Genomic DNA, 15,698 nt, shown 5'->3' with positions numbered 1-15,698 from the left:
GGTAACCAACACGGATGCGCTCCGCTTGTCCGGGGGGTGCCTAGTGGCTCGGGAGTGCGCGCGATCCGGCGGGTGCGGCCCGGCGGGGGGCGTGTCGCGCGGTTCCCCCGGGCCTTGAAAGCACAGGCCGGCTCCGTCGCGTGGGCGCGAGCGACCACACACCACCCGCACCCGCCGACGCGCGCTCGCTCCCGGGCTCTCACGCGCCCCTCAGCACATCCACCAGCTCATGCAGCCGAGATGACGCCGCCAAGTCCTCCAACGTCACCGGGCGGCCCGTCGCGTCCGCGATCGGCAGACGCCAGTTCGGGTACTGGTCCCAGGTGCCGGGGAGGTTCTGGGGGCGGCGGTCGCCGATCGCGTCGGGGAGCCAGAGGCCGATCATGCGGGCCGGGGTGCGCAGCAGGAAGCGGTGGACGGCCGCGATCTCGGCCTCCTCCGAGGCGGCCGAGATGCCGCCGCCCGCGCCCTTCAGCAGGCCCAGTCGGGACAGCAGGGCCAGCCACTCCCCCGTGTCGGCGGCGGCCTCGGCCCGTTCCGCGGCGAGGGGGCGGGTCAGCAGGCCGAGGCGGTCGCGGAGCTCGACGTGGTCGCCGGTGAGGCGGGACGCGGTGGGCGGCAGGTCGTGGGTGGTGGCGGTGGCCAGGCAGTTCGCGCGCCAGCGGGCCGGGGGCAGGGGGCGGCCGTCGCCGTCCCAGTCCCGCTCGAACCAGAGCACCGACGTGCCCAGCACGCCTCGCTCGTCGAGCGCCTCGCGCACGCCCGGCTCGACCGTCCCCAGGTCCTCGCCGATCACCAGGGCCCCGGCCCGCGAGGCCTCCAGGACCAGGATCGCGAGCATCGCGTCGGCGTCGTAGCGGACGTATGTGCCCTCCGTGGGCGCCTGGCCCTGGGGCACCCACCAGAGGCGGAAGAGGCCCATGACGTGGTCGATGCGCAGGGCGCCCGCGTGGCGGAACAGGGCACGCAGGAGGCGGCGGTAGGGGGCGTAGCCGGAGGCTGCGAGGCGGTCGGGGCGCCAGGGGGGCAGGCCCCAGTCCTGGCCCCGGGAGTTGAAGGCGTCCGGGGGCGCGCCGACCGACATGCCGGCGGCGAAGTACTCCTGCTGGGCCCAGGCATCCGCGCCGCCCGGGTGGACGCCCACCGCGAGGTCGTGGACGAGGCCGACGGGCATGCCGGCGTCGCGCGCGGAGCGTTGGGCGGTGGCGAGCTGGGCGTCGGTCAGCCAGGCCAGCCGGGTGTGGAAGTCGACCCGGTCCATCAGCTCGGCGCGGGCGCGGGCGGTCTCGGCGGAGCGCGGGTCGCGCAGGCCCTGCGGCCACCGGGGCCACTCGGGGCCGTACACCTCGGCGAGCGCGCACCAGGTGGCGTGGTCCTCCAGCGCCTGGCCCTCCTCGGCGAGGAAGTCGCAGTACGCGGCCCGCCGCCCGGGCCCGAGCGGCACCTGGCGCACGGCCTCCAGGGCCTGCCGCTTCAGCTCCCACACGGCGTCGCGGTCGATCAACTCGCCCTTGGAGAGGACGGATTCACGCAGGCGGGCGGCCCGGTCGAGCACGGCGCGGAAGTCGCCGTCGGCGTACGGGAACTCGGGGATGTCCTCGATCCGCAGGTGGACGGGGTCGGGGTAGCGGCGGGAGGAGGGGCGGTACGGGGAGGGGTCGGTGGGGGTGCCGGGGACGGCCGCGTGCAGGGGGTTGACCTGGACGAATCCGGCGCCGAGGGCACGGCCCGCCCAGGCGGTCAGCTCGGCGAGGTCGCCGAGGTCGCCCATGCCCCAGCTGCGGCGGGAGAGGAGGGAGTAGAGCTGGACGAGCAGGCCGTACGTCCGGCCGGGCGGGGCGGGGAGCCGGGGCGGGGCCACCACGAGGTGGACGTCGGCGGTGCGGCCGTCGGGGGCGGTGGCGCGCAGGGTGTGGACTCCCGGGGGGAGTTTCTCGGCGTTGGAGCGGAGTTCGCCCTGTTCGGTCTCGACGCGCAGCATGGTGCCGTCCGGGAGGGCGGCCAGCGCGGCGGGGGTCGTCTCGCCCCAGCTCACGAGCGTCGGCGGCAGCAGCCGTTCGCCCAGGTGTCGTTCGCGGGCCGCGAGGGCGCCGGCCACGGCCTCGGGGGTGCTCGCGTCGACGTCCAGCGCGGCGAGGGCGGCGACGACCGCGCCGTCCGAGGCCGCGACCGTACGGTCCGGGGCGGGGCGGTAGGAGGTGGCCACGCCGTGCAGTTCGGCGAGCCGGGCGAGGGGGGTGTCGGGCGGATCGCCCGGGAGTGGTGGCATCTAGACCCCCGCCGCGGCGCCGTGGGAGGTCGGTTCGCTGGTCAGCGGGGCCGCGTCCGCGAGGGGCGGCTCGCTGGTGAGCGGCTCGGCGTCCGGGAGCGGGGGCTCGCTGGTCAGCGGGGCCTCGGCGCAGGCGCCCTCCGCGCTGAAGCTCGCGAGGACGCAGGCGGGGCGTTTGGAGCGGGTCGGGAACACGACGTGGGCGGGTACGGCCATGAGGGTCTCCTTGTCGTCGTACGGCGGTTCGTCGTCGGACGACGGTGGGGTGCGGGTTGGGTTCGCGGTACTCCAGCCCTACCCAATGGGCGGCCGGGCAGACGCGGCAGGGCCCACAACGTGACCCCGGTCACCTCTCGTGGGAAATCCGAGCCACTATTCACTCAGTACATGTACTCGGTGCATACTGATCACCATGAGCACCCGCCACATCCTGTTGGGGCTGCTCGCCGGAGGGCCGAGCCATGGCTACGACCTCAAGCGACGGCACGACGAACGATTCCCGCAGGCCCGGCCGCTGGCCTACGGGCAGGTCTACACGACCCTGCAGCGGCTGGTCCGCGACGGGCTCGCCGAGGTCGACGGCACCGAGGCGGACAGCGGTCCGGAGCGGACGATGTACCGCTCGACGGACGACGGATCGCACGAACTGACCAAATGGGCCGGGGAGATCGCCCCGCCCGCCCCGTTCGTGACGAACGAGATCTTCGCCAAGGTCGTCGTCTCGATCCTGGCCGCCGGCGACCCGGCAGCGTATCTGCGGAGGCAGCGCGCCGCGCACATGGCGCGGATGCGGGAGCTGACGGCCGTGAAGACCGCGCCGGGCGCCGATCTCGCGACCGTGCTCTCGGCGGACTACGCCCTCAACCACCTCGACGCCGATCTCCGCTGGATGAACACCACCGCGGGCCGGCTGACCACCCTGACCGCGGAGGTCGACGCAGCATGAGCAACGACAACCAGAGCACGGTGCCGCTTCTTGCGGCCCGTGGCCTCGTCAAGGACCACGGCAGGTCGCGGGCGCTGCGCGGCGCCTCCGTGGAACTGCGGGCCGGCGAGATACTCGCCGTCACCGGCTCCAGCGGCAGCGGAAAGTCCACGCTGCTGCACTGCCTGGCGGGCATCGTCCGCCCGGACGAGGGCTCGGTGGTGTACGCGGGGGAGCGGCTGGACCAGCTGTCCGAGGACCGGCTGAGCGAGCTGCGGCGCACGGAGTTCGGGGTCGTGTTCCAGTTCGGACAGCTGATACCCGAGCTCTCCGCCGTCGACAACGTGGCGCTGCCGCTGCTGCTGGCGGGCACGCCCCGGGAGCGGGCGCGGGCGCGGGCCGGCGAGTGGCTGGAGCGGTTCGGCGTGCGCGGTCAGGAGGAGCAGCGGCCGGGCGAGATGAGCGGCGGCCAGGCGCAGCGGGTGTCGCTGGCGCGGGCCCTGGTGACCGGGCCGAAGGTGGTGTTCGCGGACGAGCCGACGGGGGCGCTGGACTCCCTGGCGAGCGAGCAGGTGATGGCGGCGCTGATCCACACGGCCCGCGAGTCGGGTACGGCGGTGCTGCTGGTCACGCACGACGCGCAGGTGGCGGCGTACGCGGACCGTGAGGTGACGCTGAAGGACGGGGCCGTCGTGTCCGAGGCCGACGCGGCGCTGGAGGCGTCCCTGTGACCGGTCTCGCGAACGACCTGCGGCTCGCCGTGCTGCTGACCCGGGGCTCCGACCGGCGTGAGTGGTGGCGGGTGTCGCTGACCGCGCTGGGGGCCGCGCTGGCGACCGGGTTCGGCATGGCGGCGGCCGCGCTGGCCTCGCTCACGGGCCGGTACCAGGTGCCCGTCGCCGACGGTCTGCTGGACCAGCCGAGCCAGCGTTCCGGGGTGATCCTCACGCTGCTGCTTCTGCTGGTCCCGGTGATCGGGCTCCTCGGCCAGGCCACCCGGGTCGGTGCCGTGCACCGCGACCGGCGGCTGGCCGGGTTGCGGCTGGCGGGCGCGTCACCGCGGCAGGTGCGGCGGATCGCCGCGCTGGAGACGGGGCTGGCCTGTCTGCTCGGCTCGGTGGTGGCCGCGCTCGCCGCCGTGGTGGTCCTGCTGGGCGAGTGGCGGAGCCCCTCGGTCGTGGCCTGGGCCGGGATCGCGCTGGTTGCTCTGGGTGTGCCGGTGCTGGGCGCGATGGCCGGTGTGCTGGCGCTGCGCCAGGTGGTGGCCTCTCCGCTGGGCTGGGTACGACGGACGGGGTCCCGCTCGGGGCGTGGGGCCGCGATCGTGCTCCTGGCGGCGCTGGGACTGCTGGTGGTCGCGGGTCTGGCCGCCGTCGTCAACACCTCGCGGGACGTGCCCGGCGGCTCGTACACGCAGACCCCGCTACCGATCTTCGCCGCGCTGCTCGCCGTCGGCGGGGGCGCGATCCTGCTCTCGGGCGTCACGGCCAAGCTCACCGGCCGGCTGCTGGCCGCCCGTACGGGGAACCCGGCGGTGCTGATCGCCGCCGAGCGACTGCGTGACGACCCGTGGTCGGCGGCCCGCACCCACGCGGCCGTCCTCATGGGCACCGTCGTCGGCTCGGGCTACCTGGGCGTACGGCAGGGACTGCTCGCGGAACTGGCCACGGGGGAGCACTTCGCGGCCCCCAAGTCCTTCTACACGACGGGGCTGGACCTGGCCGGAGCCGCCGTCCTGGTCGGTTTCGCGATCACCCTGTTCGGGCTCGCCGTCGGCACCGCCGAGTCGCTCGCCACCCGCCGCCGGGGGCTCGCCGCGCAGGTCGCCGCCGGAGTGCCGCACGACACGCTGAGCCGGGCGCTGCTCCTGGAGACCGCGCTGCCCTTGGTGCCCGCGGTGCTGACGGCCGGGACCGGGGGCCTGGCGATCGCCGTCTGGTACACGACGGCCGTCTCCGACAGCGACTCGGGACTGCCGTACACGGCCCTGCTGTTCCCCGTCGCCGTCTTCGTGGCCTGCCTGCTGGCGGCGGCCACCTCGCTGCCGCTGCTGCGCAGGTCGGTCCGGCCGGCTGAGCTGCGGTACGTGTAGCCCACGCGTCCCAGGAGTCACGGGGGTGCCCTGGGGCGGGTGGAAGCACCAGGGCCTGTCGTCACATTCCCGTCGTTCGCCCGGAGGGCGTGCATGGCGTCGCGCGGCAGACGGGAATGTGACGACAGGCCCTGAGGGGCGCCCGGCAGATGCCGGGCGCCCCTCGGTGTCGTACGCGATCGGTCGCCGCCTACTTCTGCGGGACCGCCGGGGTGATCGGTGTGGCCCGCTCGCCCTGGGGGGACGACGTGGAGGCGTACACCGACGGGGCGGCCACGGCGGCGGTCGGGTCGTCGGCCGGGACGCCGTCGGACTGGGCCGGGAGGCCGCCGACGATTCGGATGTCGGCGGCGTCGAAGGCCTTCTTGATCCGCCAGCGCAGCTCGCGCTCGATGGTGAGGGCCTTGCCGGGCATGGTCTTGGCGGAGACACGGACCACCATCGAGTCCAGCGCCACACTGTCCAGGCCGAGGACCTCGATCGGGCCCCAGAGCAGCTCGTTCCAGGGCTCTTCCTTGCTCATCGTCTCGCCGACTTCGTTCAGGATGCGGCGGACGTGGTCCAGGTCCTCGTCGGCGCGGACGGTGACGTCCACGCCGGCCATGGCCCAGCCCTGGGAGAGGTTGCCGATGCGCTTGACCTCGCCGTTGCGGACGTACCAGATCTCGCCGTTGTCGCCGCGGAGCTTGGTGACGCGCAGGCCGACCTCGATGACCTCGCCGGAGGCCACGCCCGCGTCCACGGTGTCGCCGACGCCGTACTGGTCCTCCAAAATCATGAAGACACCGGAGAGGAAGTCCGTGACCAGGTTCCGGGCGCCGAAACCGATGGCGACGCCCGCGACACCGGCGGAGGCCAGCAGCGGGGCGAGGTTGATCTCGAAGGTGGCGAGGACCATCAGGGCGGCGGTGCCCAGGATGACGAACGACGCCACCGAGCGCAGCACCGAGCCGATGGCCTGGGAGCGCTGGCGGCGGCGCTCGACGTTGACGAGGAGACCGCCGAGCGTGGTGTTGTCCTCGCCCTGGGGAGTGCGGCTCATGCGGTCTATTAGCTTGGTGATCGCCCGCCGGACCATCACTCTCAGGATCACCGCGATGACCACGATCAGCAGGACGCGCAGTCCGATCGCCAGCCACGTGGACCAGTTCTCCTCGACCCAGCTGGCGGCGTTGGTCGCGCTCTCCTGGGCGTCCTGGAGCGAGGGCACCGCAGGGGTCGTCGAGGTCTCCGAGGGAGAGGGCGACGGCGACGGTGACTCGGCGGCCAGCAGGGCGGACAGGGACGATGCCGACGACACGGGCGACACTGCGGTACCTCCAGGTGCGATATCTGCCCTCCGGTACGGCGGTCAAGATCCGTCGGATCACGGAAAGGTCACCGAACGGGCAGACCCACCACACTAACGGGGCATTGTGTGGAGGTTCGCCGGGTGTCCGAAGCAGAGAGGGCGCTCACCTGGGAGTGAAGGGGGCACGAAGCGGGGGATGAATTCAGGTGTGGTCGAAAACACTCCCAGCCCGTTACCGGGACATGGTGGCGCGCCCACCAGGCAAGAGGGGAGACTGGCCACAGATCGTCCCGGCGCGAGCCACGCGCCGCCGACGCCCAAGGAGGCATCCGTGCCGCATGTCCTGGTCCTCAACGCGTCGTACGAGCCGCTCGGCGTCGTACCGCTCCGCCGCGCGCTCGTCCTCGTCCTTGAGAACAAGGCCGTCTCTCTCGAGGAATCCGGCGCCTATCTGCACAGCGCGACCGTCACACTCCCCGCACCCAGCGTGGTCCGGCTCAAGCGATTCGTCCGGGTTCCCTATCGGGGGCCCGTTCCTCTGACCCGTCGGGCGCTGTTCGCCCGTGACGGGGGCCGGTGCATGTACTGCGGTGGCGTCGCAACCAGCGTCGACCACGTCATCCCGCGCAGCCGCGGGGGCAAGCACGTCTGGGACAACGTGGTGGCGTCGTGCCGCCGCTGCAACCATGTAAAGGCCGACCGCCATCTCTTCGAGATCGGCTGGCGGCTCCGTCACAAACCCGCCCCGCCGACCGGCCTGGCCTGGCGCATCATCGGCACGGGCCATAGGGACCCGCGTTGGCTGCCCTACCTGCAGCCGTACGGCGCGGACGACGCGTTGGCCCGGATCGACGGCATCTCAGCCTGACGGTCCGGGCTTTTGTACAGCCGGGCGCCCTCACTCGGGGGCGTCCGGATCACGCGCGACCGGGCGTCCGGATCGCCCGCTCGGGAGTCGCCCGGAACACGAACGTCCGCTTGACCTGCGCTTCTTTACCTTCTTCACAGGTACCCCCCGTTCCCCACACAAGACCGATCACCTAGGGTCAGGCCTACGGCAGGCCCTTGTTCTGGAGCGCAATGCCCGGGGGCCCGCTCGAATGTGGGGAATTCATGCGAAAGCTCGCCATAGGCGCCGCCGTGTCCGGCGCCCTGGCCCTGACCGGCCTGGCCGCGCCCGTCGCGTCGGCCGACTCGCCGAACCTGAAGTTCGGCGACGTCGTGGTCAACAGCGGCAAGCCGATCGTCGTCGGCACCAAGACGAAGGTGACCGTTCCGGTCACCTACAAGCTGACCCGTCCGGCCGACCTGGTCATCGACTACGAGAACAACTTCCTGGGCATCATCGCCTACCGCGGCCGTCTCCTCGAGCCCGACAACGCCCTGGAGCCGACCACCAAGGCACCGGTCTGCACCCCGGTCGTGGACTCGGACATCACGGTGATCGAGTCCTGCACGACGACGCTGAGCGTGCGCCCGAGGTCGCAGTTGTTCAGCGGCTCGGACGCCACCACCTGGAAGATCGGCGCGTTCTACGGCCACGGGGCCATCGACGTCGACGACTCCGACGACCACGTCAGCTTCGAGACCGGGTACGACCTCTGGGGCGGCCTCGGCACCACCAAGCTGCAGCGCACGGCGAAGCTGACCGTCAACGCCTCGCCGGAGCCGGTCACCAAGGGCAAGACCCTGACCGTCAAGGGGCAGCTGACCCGCGCCAACTGGAGCACCCGCGCGTACTCCGGCTACCAGGGCCAGGCCGTGACCCTCCAGTTCAAGGCCAAGGGCGCCACCGCCTACACGGACGTCAAGACGGTGACCTCCGGCACGGCCGGGACCCTGTCCACCACCGTGAAGGCGTCGGAGGACGGCTCGTTCCGGTTCAAGTTCGCCGGTACGTCCAGCACCGCGGCCAAGACCTCCGTCGGGGACTTCGTCGACGTGAAGTAGTGATGTGACGCCGCCGGTCCGCCGGCCGACAGACCGCCCCCGGTTAACGACTTCGTTGCCCGGGGGCGGTTTTCGTTTGGCTTGTATTGACTCCTCTCTGGTCTAGTCCTATCTTCCTGGCATCCGACAGGAAACTTTCCTAACAGTTCGGGAGGCCGCGTACCCATGGCAGGAACCCCGCGCGTACTGCGCGCCATGAACGACCGCGCCGCACTCGACCTCCTCCTGACCCACGGCCCGCTCTCACGCACCCGCCTCGGCAAGCTCACCGGCCTGTCGAAGCCGACCGCGTCACAGCTCCTCGCCCGCCTGGAGGCGGCGGGGCTGGTCGTCGAGAGCGGAAGCGGGGAGGGCCGACCCGGCCCCAACGCCCAGCTGTACGCGGTGAACCCGACCGTCGCGTACGCCGCCGCCCTCGACGTCACCCCCGAACGCGTCCTCGCCGCCGTCGCCGACATCACCGGCCGCACGGTGGGCGAGCACGCCGTCCCCACCCATGGCCGCCGCCCGGCCGAACCCGTCGTACGGCAGGTCACCGCCGCCCTCGACGGGGCGGTCAAGGCCGCGGGGCTCGTCCGGTCCGACGTGCGCCGCCTGGTCATCGGCACACCCGGCGCCTTCGACCCCGGCACCGGACGGCTGCGCTACGCCTCCCATCTGCCCGGCTGGCACTCCCCCACCCTCCTGGAGGAGCTGGCCGCCGCACTGCCGATGCCGGTCGAGTACGAGAACGACGTCAACCTCGTCGCCCTCGCCGAACAACGGCTGGGCGCGGCCAGGGGCCACGACGACTTCGTCCTGCTGTGGAACGAGGGCGGTCTCGGCGCGGCCCTCGTCCTCGGCGGGCGGCTGCACCGCGGCTTCACCGGCGGCGCCGGCGAGGTCGGCTTCCTGCCGGTGCCGGGGGTGCCGCTCGCCCGCCGGGTGACCAGAACGGGCAGCGGCGGCTTCCAGGAGCTCGCCGGTTCCCAGGTCATCCCCGGGCTCGCCCGGGAACTGGGGGTGCCGGACATCCCCTCCGGGCCGTACGCCGAGGTCGCCGCGGTTCTTCTCGGCCGGGCGGCCGACCTCGACACCGATCCGTACCGTCGACTTCTGGCCACCTATGCGACGGGGCTGGCCACCGGGCTCGCCTCGCTGGTCTCCGTGCTCGACCCCGAACTCGTCGTACTCACCGGCAGCGCGCTGACCGCAGGGGGCGAGCGGCTGCGTGCCCTCGTCCAGAGCGAGTTGGCCGAGCTGGCCGCGTCCCGGCCGCGGCTGGTCATCGGTGACGTGCGTGAACAGCCCGTTCTGCGCGGCGCTTTGGAGAGTTCGCTTGCGGCTACTCGCGACGAAGTCTTCGACACGTTGGCGCTCCGCTGAGCAGCGCCGGGTAACCGCTGGTCGTCCTCATACTGCGGGCCGTTCGTGGCTGGTCGCGCCCACGCGGCGGAGCCGCATGTCGATACTGCCCCGCGCCCCTTACGGGGCACGGTTTCGCACCCCCTTCCATACCTCACCCTGCCTAGGGAGGCCCCGCCATGCCCGGAATATCCAAGAACGCGGCGATCGCGTTCGCCGCCACCGTCTCTCTCGCTCTTCTCTCCACGGCCTGTACCGGTCAGTCCGGTTCCGAGGCCGCCGATGACGCCTCGAAGGAGACGACCATCAACTTCTGGCACGCCTGGAGCGCGCCGGCGGAGGTGAAGGCCGTGAAGGCGCTGGTCGCCGGCTTCGAGAAGGCTCATCCGAACATCCACGTCAACGTCGTCGGCAATATGACCGACGACAAGATCAACCAGGCGCTGCGCGCCGGCGGCGACAAGGCCCCGGACGTGATCTCGTCGTTCACCACGAACAACGTCGGAAAGTTCTGCACCTCCGGTGCGCTGGTCGATCTGAACCCCTTCTTCGAGAAGTCGGACATCGACCCGGAGAAGACGTTCCCGAAGGCCATGAACGAGTACACCCAGTTCGACGGGAACCGGTGTGCCGTACCGCTGCTCGGTGACGCGTACGGGCTCTACTACAACAAGACCGCGTTCGAGAAGGCGGGAATCAAGAGCCCGCCGAAGACATGGTCCCAATTCGAGGCCGACGCCAAGAAGCTGACCATCACCAAGGGCGACAGCTACTCCCAGCTCGGATTCATGCCGAACTACCACGGCTGGGAGACGACGACCGAGCATTACCTCGGCCAGTTCTCGCCGACGTACTTCGACGGCGACGGAAAGTCGAACATCGCCAAGGACCCGGCTTTCGCGTCCGCCTTCAAGCTCCAGAAGAAGCTGGTCGACGAACTCGGCGGCTACAAGAAGCTGGAGACCTACCGGTCCGGGCTGGGCGACGAATGGGGCCCCAAGCACCCCTTCCACACCGGCCAGGTCGCGATGCAGCTCGACGGCGAATGGCGGCTCGGCATGGCGGTGGACGCCAAGCCGGACTTCGAGATCGGGGTCGCCCCGCTGCCCGTGCCCGACGACCAGGCGGACCAGTACGGCAAGGGCTACATCACCGGCACCATCGCCGGGATCGCCGCCACCAGCAAGAAGCAGAACGCGGCCTGGGAGCTGGTGAAGTACATCACCACGGACACGGACGCGGTGGTCGGTTTCTCCAACGCCATCCACAACGTGCCCTCCACGCTGGCCGCGCTGAAGTCGCCGAAGCTGAAGTACGACCCGCGTTTCAAGACGTTCCTGGAGATCGCGGCGAACCCGGATTCGACCACGGCACCCGCGTCCGTCAACGGCGGTGTGTATCTGACGACGATCCAGCAGTTCGGATACGACTACGAGAGCGGCAAGGCCACCGATCTGAAGGCGGGTCTCAAGGACACCGCGAAGCAGATCGACACGGACATCGCGCAGGCGAAGTAAGAGCCCATGAGCACCTACACGTTGCGTGCGAAGCACCGGCGCTCGGCGCTGCGCACGGCGGCCTTCATGTCGCCCTGGCTGATCGGTTTCGCGGTCTTCTTCGCGTATCCGCTGATCTCGACGGTCTATTTCTCGTTCATGCACTACGACGGCTTCCGGCCGCCGACCTGGAGCGGGACGAAGAACTGGACTTACGTCTTCGAGAGTTACCCCTTCTTCTGGCCCGCCCTGCGCAACACCCTGTGGCTGGTGATCGTGATGGTGAGCCTCCGGGTCCTGTTCGGGCTCGGCGTCGGACTCCTCATCACGAAGATCAAGACGGGCACCGGGGTTTTCCGCACCCTCTTCTATCTGCCCTATCTGGCCCCGCCGGTGGCCGCGACCATGGCCTTCGCTTTCCTGCTCAACCCCGGCACGGGCCCGGTCAACTCGATCCTAGAGAAGTTCGGGCTCCCGGCGCCCGGCTGGTTCAACGACCCGTCCTGGTCCAAGCCGGCACTGACCCTGCTCGCCCTGTGGGGCATCGGCGACCTGATGGTCATCTTCATGGCGGCGCTGCTCGACGTACCGAAGGAGCAGTACGAGGCCGCCGAGCTGGACGGTGCCTCGGCGTGGCAGCGGTTCCGGTTCGTGACGCTGCCGAACATCTCGCCGATCGTGATGTTCGCGGTCGTCACCGGGGTGATCCAGGCGATGCAGTACTACACACAGCCGCTCGTCGCCGGGAAGGTCGCCTCGGGGGTGATCCAGGGCGCGGGCACGCAGTTCGAGCCCGGCTACCCGGAGCGATCCACCCTGACCCTCCCCCAACTCGTCTACAACCTCGGCTTCCAGCGCTTCGACTACGGCTCCGCCTGTGTGGTCGCGCTGGTGCTGTTCGCCCTGTCGATGGTGTTCACGGCGCTGCTGATGCGGCGCCGGGGCGGACTGATCGGAGCGGCTGACTGATGGCCCAAGTGCTCGACAAACCGGTGCTGGTGGACATGTCGTCCACGAGTGCCCGGACCGCCCGCCGCAAGGCCCTGCTGGAGTGGATCGCGGTCCACTCGCTCGGCGTCGCCGCCGCCCTCTTCTTCACCCTCCCCTTCGTCTTCGTGTTCCTGACCTCGCTGATGAGTGATCAGCAGGCACTCTCCCGGGACCTGGTCCCGGACACCTGGGAGTGGGGGAACTACGCCAGGGTCTTCGACACCCCGGGCTTTCTGACCTGGTGGCGCAACACCCTGCTGTACGCCGTCGCCGGGTCCGCGCTCACGGTCGTGTCGTCCGTCCCGGTGGCGTACGCGCTCGCCAAGTTCCGCTTCCGGGGCCGGAATCTGTCGCTGATGCTGGTCATCTCGATGATGATGCTGCCGCCGCAGGTGGTGGTCATCCCGATGTACCTGTTCTGGGCGAAGCAGCTGGACCTGTCGGGTTCGCTGTGGCCGCTGATCATCCCGATGGCTTTCGGGGACGCGTTCTCGATCTTCCTGCTCCGGCAGTTCCTGATGACGATCCCGAACGAGTATCTGGACGCGGCGCGGGTGGACGGCTGTGGTGAGCTGCGGACCCTGCTCAGGGTGGTGCTGCCGATGGCGAAGCCCGGGATCGCCGCCGTCGCCCTCTTCCAGTTCTTCTACGCCTGGAACGACTACTTCGGCCCGCAGATCTACGCCTCCGAGAACCCCGCCGCCTGGACGCTCTCCTACGGCCTGGAGTCCTTCAAGGGCGCGCACCACACCGACTGGAATCTGACCATGGCGGCGACGGTGCTGGTCATGGCCCCCGTGATCGTCGTGTTCTTCTTCGCCCAGAAGGCGTTCGTCGAGGGCGTGACATTGACCGGAGTGAAAGGTTGATACACCCGTGAAGCTCACCGTGGTCGGCGGAGGCTCGACCTACACACCCGAACTCGTGGACGGGTTCGCCCGGCTCCGGGACACCCTGCCGATCGAGGAGCTGGTCCTCGTCGACCCGGCCGCCGACCGGCTGGAGCTGGTGGGCGGCCTGGCCCGCCGTATCTTCGCCCGCCAGGGGCACACGGGCCGGATCGTGACGACGTCCGACCTGGACGCGGCCGTCGACGGCGCCGACGCGGTCCTGCTGCAGCTGCGGATCGGCGGACAGGCCGCCCGCGAGCAGGACGAGACCTGGCCCCTGGAGTGCGGCTGCGTCGGGCAGGAGACCACGGGCGCGGGCGGGCTGGCGAAGGCGCTGCGCACGGTCCCGGTGGTGCTGGACATCGCCGAACGGGTCCGCCGTACCAACCCCGACGCGTGGATCATCGACTTCACCAACCCGGTGGGGATCGTGACCCGCGCCCTGCTCAACGCCGGTCACAAAGCGGTCGGACTGTGCAATGTGGCGATCGGACTGCAACGGAAGTTCGCGGCCCTGCTGGGGGTGGCCCCGGCCGAGGTGCACCTGGACCACGTGGGCCTCAACCACCTGACCTGGGAGACGGGCGTACGGCTCGGCGGCCCGGAGGGCGAGGACGTACTGCCGCGTCTCCTCGCCTCGCACGGCGACACGATCGCGGGCGACCTGCGCCTGCCCGGGTCACTCCTGGACCGCCTGGGCGTGGTCCCCTCCTACTACCTCCGCTACTACTACGCGCACGACGAGGTCGTACGGGAGCTGCGTACGAAGCCGTCGCGGGCGGCCGAAGTGGCCCGGATGGAGCGGGAGTTGCTGGAGATGTACGCCGACCCGACGCTCGACGAGAAGCCTGCGCTGCTCGCCAGGCGGGGCGGGGCGTTCTATTCGGAGGCGGCGGTCGACCTGGCTGCGTCGCTGCTGGGCGACGGGGGCAGCCCGTACCAGGTGGTCAACACGTACAACAACGGGACGCTGCCCTTCCTCCCCGACGACGCGGTGATCGAGGTGCAGGCGGCGGTGGGCCGCAAGGGTGCGACACCGCTGCCGGTGCCGGCCGTGGATCCGCTGTACGCGGGCCTGATGGCGAACGTGACGGCGTACGAGGACCTGGCGCTCGACGCGGCGCTGCGGGGCGGCCGGAACCGCGTCTTCCGAACGCTGCTGGCCCATCCCCTGATCGGGCAGTACGCGTACGCCGACGCCCTCACCGATCAGCTGATCGCGCACAACCGGGAGCACCTGGCGTGGGCGTGACGCGTGGTGCCGTCCTCGCGATCGACGCGGGCAACAGCAAGACCGATGTCGCGGTGGTCGCGCCGGACGGGGAGGTGGTGGGCGAGGCGCGGGGCGGGGGGTTCCGGCCCCCGGCGGTGGGGGTGACGGCGGCGGTGGACGCCGTGGCGGAGGCCGTACGGCAGGCCTTCGCGGCGGCGGGGGTCTCCGCGGTCGACCATGTGTCCGCGTGTCTCGCGAACGCCGACTTTCCCGTCGAGGAGGAGGAGCTGGCGGCCGCGCTGCACGCGCGCGCGTGGGGCACGACGGTGGAGGTCCGCAACGACACCTTCGCGATTCTGCGGGCGGGGGTGGCCGAGCCCCGGGGGGTGGCCGTGGTGTGCGGGGCGGGCATCAACTGTGTGGGGATGCGCCCCGACGGCCGCACCGCCCGCTTCCCGGCGCTCGGGCGTATCTCGGGCGACTGGGGCGGAGGTTGGGGGCTGGCGGAGGAGGCGTTGTGGCACGCGGCCAGGGCGGAGGACGGCCGGGGCGGCCCGACGGCGCTCGCGCGCGCCCTGCCCGGGCACTTCGGCCTGGACTCGATGTACGCCCTGATCGAGGCGCTGCATCTGGAGCGGATCCCGGTGGTCCGGCGGCACGAGCTGACGCCGGTGCTCTTCGACACCGCGGCGGAGGGCGACGCGGTGGCGTGCGGGCTCGTGGAGCGGCTGGCGGAGGAGGTGGTGGCCATGGCGACGGTCGCTCTGACCCGCCTGGACCTCCTCGGCGAGGAGACACCCGTCCTGCTCGGCGGCAGCGTCCTCGCCGCCCGGCACGCCCTTCTCGACAACCGCGTACAGGAGTTGCTGGCGGCGTCGGCGCCCAAGGCGGTAGCACGGGTGGTGACGGCGGCGCCGGTGCTGGGGGCGGTGTTGCTGGGCCTGGACCGGGTGGGCGCGGAGGGGGTGGTGCACGCGCGCGTGCGGGCGCATTTCGACTCCGCCTGACTTTCTTCGCCCCCGCCGCTCCGGATCCCGTTCGCGCGGTTCCCCGCGCCCCTTCAGGGGTGTGGGGAACCGCGCGATCGCCATCCATCCGCCCGCCCCGAACACGTTCGAACGCCCAGGGAACCGAACCCGATCAGGGCGCGTATTCATGGGCGGGGGTGGTGCGGAGCTCTTCGCGTTGCGCCGGGAAACGACGAGTGCGCCGGGTTACGGACACGATCGGGGAACAAG

The 15,698-nt window shown here is 71.2% G+C and carries 14 protein-coding genes; 11 read left to right on the top strand and 3 right to left on the bottom strand.

The features are described 5' to 3' along the window. Window positions 1-199: 199 nt before the first annotated feature. Together malQ and SGFS_RS37260 are read right to left on the bottom strand one after the other, a co-directional pair. Complete coding sequence (gene malQ, locus SGFS_RS37265; protein ID WP_286256579.1) at window positions 200-2,269, bottom strand: 4-alpha-glucanotransferase; 2,070 nt, start codon at window positions 2,267-2,269, stop codon at window positions 200-202. Then, window positions 2,270-2,485 (bottom strand): hypothetical protein, encoded by a 216-nt coding sequence (locus tag SGFS_RS37260; protein WP_286256578.1) that lies wholly within the window; start codon window positions 2,483-2,485, stop codon window positions 2,270-2,272. 196 nt (window positions 2,486-2,681) lie between these two features. On the opposite strand from SGFS_RS37260, the gene SGFS_RS37255 reads away from it, so the two are divergent. From SGFS_RS37255 to SGFS_RS37245, 3 genes are read left to right on the top strand one after another with little or no spacing between them, the layout of a single operon-like run. Continuing rightward, window positions 2,682-3,215 (top strand): PadR family transcriptional regulator, encoded by a 534-nt coding sequence (locus SGFS_RS37255; protein WP_286256577.1) that lies wholly within the window; start codon window positions 2,682-2,684, stop codon window positions 3,213-3,215. Then, window positions 3,212-3,925 carry an ABC transporter ATP-binding protein gene (locus tag SGFS_RS37250; RefSeq protein ID WP_286256576.1) on the top strand — a complete coding sequence of 238 codons (714 nt, stop codon included), beginning with the start codon at window positions 3,212-3,214 and terminating at the stop codon, window positions 3,923-3,925. The genes SGFS_RS37255 and SGFS_RS37250 overlap by 4 nt, the downstream gene beginning before the upstream one ends. Beyond that, window positions 3,922-5,286, top strand: coding sequence for an ABC transporter permease (locus tag SGFS_RS37245; protein WP_286256575.1), 1,365 nt, complete (start codon window positions 3,922-3,924; stop codon window positions 5,284-5,286). The genes SGFS_RS37250 and SGFS_RS37245 overlap by 4 nt, the downstream gene beginning before the upstream one ends. A gap of 190 nt (window positions 5,287-5,476) precedes the next feature. On the opposite strand, the gene SGFS_RS37240 is transcribed toward SGFS_RS37245, so the two are convergent. Then, window positions 5,477-6,586, bottom strand: a complete 1,110-nt coding sequence (locus SGFS_RS37240) for a mechanosensitive ion channel family protein (RefSeq protein ID WP_286256574.1) — start codon at window positions 6,584-6,586, stop codon at window positions 5,477-5,479. 322 nt (window positions 6,587-6,908) lie between these two features. Here SGFS_RS37240 and SGFS_RS37235 point away from each other — a divergent pair, with 322 nt between their 5' ends. From SGFS_RS37235 to SGFS_RS37200, 8 genes are all read left to right on the top strand, one after another. Then, window positions 6,909-7,445 carry an HNH endonuclease gene (locus SGFS_RS37235; protein ID WP_286256573.1) on the top strand — a complete coding sequence of 179 codons (537 nt, stop codon included), beginning with the start codon at window positions 6,909-6,911 and terminating at the stop codon, window positions 7,443-7,445. Between the two features lie 245 nt (window positions 7,446-7,690). Continuing rightward, entirely contained in the window at window positions 7,691-8,527 is an 837-nt protein-coding gene (locus SGFS_RS37230; protein WP_286256572.1) for a hypothetical protein, read from the top strand. 165 nt (window positions 8,528-8,692) lie between these two features. Beyond that, a complete protein-coding gene (locus tag SGFS_RS37225; protein ID WP_286256571.1) occupies window positions 8,693-9,892 on the top strand; it encodes an ROK family transcriptional regulator in 1,200 nt (399 codons plus the stop codon). A 158-nt stretch (window positions 9,893-10,050) separates the two neighbouring features. Beyond that, the gene (locus SGFS_RS37220; protein WP_286256569.1) at window positions 10,051-11,388 is read left to right on the top strand and encodes an ABC transporter substrate-binding protein; all 1,338 of its coding nucleotides are present in this window, start codon (window positions 10,051-10,053) and stop codon (window positions 11,386-11,388) included. A gap of 6 nt (window positions 11,389-11,394) precedes the next feature. Next, entirely contained in the window at window positions 11,395-12,336 is a 942-nt protein-coding gene (locus SGFS_RS37215; protein ID WP_286256568.1) for a carbohydrate ABC transporter permease, read from the top strand. Next, on the top strand, window positions 12,336-13,226 hold the full coding sequence (locus SGFS_RS37210) for a carbohydrate ABC transporter permease (protein WP_286256567.1): 891 nt from the start codon (window positions 12,336-12,338) through the stop codon (window positions 13,224-13,226). The genes SGFS_RS37215 and SGFS_RS37210 overlap by 1 nt, the downstream gene beginning before the upstream one ends. A gap of 7 nt (window positions 13,227-13,233) precedes the next feature. Then, on the top strand, window positions 13,234-14,499 hold the full coding sequence (locus SGFS_RS37205) for a 6-phospho-beta-glucosidase (protein ID WP_286256566.1): 1,266 nt from the start codon (window positions 13,234-13,236) through the stop codon (window positions 14,497-14,499). Further along, on the top strand, window positions 14,490-15,467 hold the full coding sequence (locus tag SGFS_RS37200; RefSeq protein WP_286256565.1) for an N-acetylglucosamine kinase: 978 nt from the start codon (window positions 14,490-14,492) through the stop codon (window positions 15,465-15,467). The genes SGFS_RS37205 and SGFS_RS37200 overlap by 10 nt, the downstream gene beginning before the upstream one ends. Window positions 15,468-15,698 lie beyond the last annotated feature (231 nt).

Origin of the sequence: Streptomyces graminofaciens (genome assembly GCF_030294945.1) — a bacterium.
Taxonomy (GTDB): Bacteria; Actinomycetota; Actinomycetes; order Streptomycetales; family Streptomycetaceae; genus Streptomyces; species Streptomyces graminofaciens.
The sequence above is the reverse complement of the archived record's forward strand: the minus strand, read 5'-3'. Positions and strand labels throughout refer to the sequence as shown.

Bases quoted from the DNA above. Each gene is read 5' to 3' on its own strand.
- malQ (WP_286256579.1), bottom strand. From the start codon at position 2,269: ATGCCACCACTCCCGGGCGATCCGCCCGACACCCCCCTCGCCCGGCTC.
- SGFS_RS37260 (WP_286256578.1), bottom strand. From the start codon at position 2,485: ATGGCCGTACCCGCCCACGTCGTGTTCCCGACCCGCTCCAAACGCCCC.
- SGFS_RS37255 (WP_286256577.1), top strand. From the start codon at position 2,682: ATGAGCACCCGCCACATCCTGTTGGGGCTGCTCGCCGGAGGGCCGAGC.
- SGFS_RS37250 (WP_286256576.1), top strand. From the start codon at position 3,212: ATGAGCAACGACAACCAGAGCACGGTGCCGCTTCTTGCGGCCCGTGGC.
- SGFS_RS37230 (WP_286256572.1), top strand. From the start codon at position 7,691: ATGCGAAAGCTCGCCATAGGCGCCGCCGTGTCCGGCGCCCTGGCCCTG.
- SGFS_RS37225 (WP_286256571.1), top strand. From the start codon at position 8,693: ATGGCAGGAACCCCGCGCGTACTGCGCGCCATGAACGACCGCGCCGCA.
- SGFS_RS37220 (WP_286256569.1), top strand. From the start codon at position 10,051: ATGCCCGGAATATCCAAGAACGCGGCGATCGCGTTCGCCGCCACCGTC.
- SGFS_RS37215 (WP_286256568.1), top strand. From the start codon at position 11,395: ATGAGCACCTACACGTTGCGTGCGAAGCACCGGCGCTCGGCGCTGCGC.
- SGFS_RS37210 (WP_286256567.1), top strand. From the start codon at position 12,336: ATGGCCCAAGTGCTCGACAAACCGGTGCTGGTGGACATGTCGTCCACG.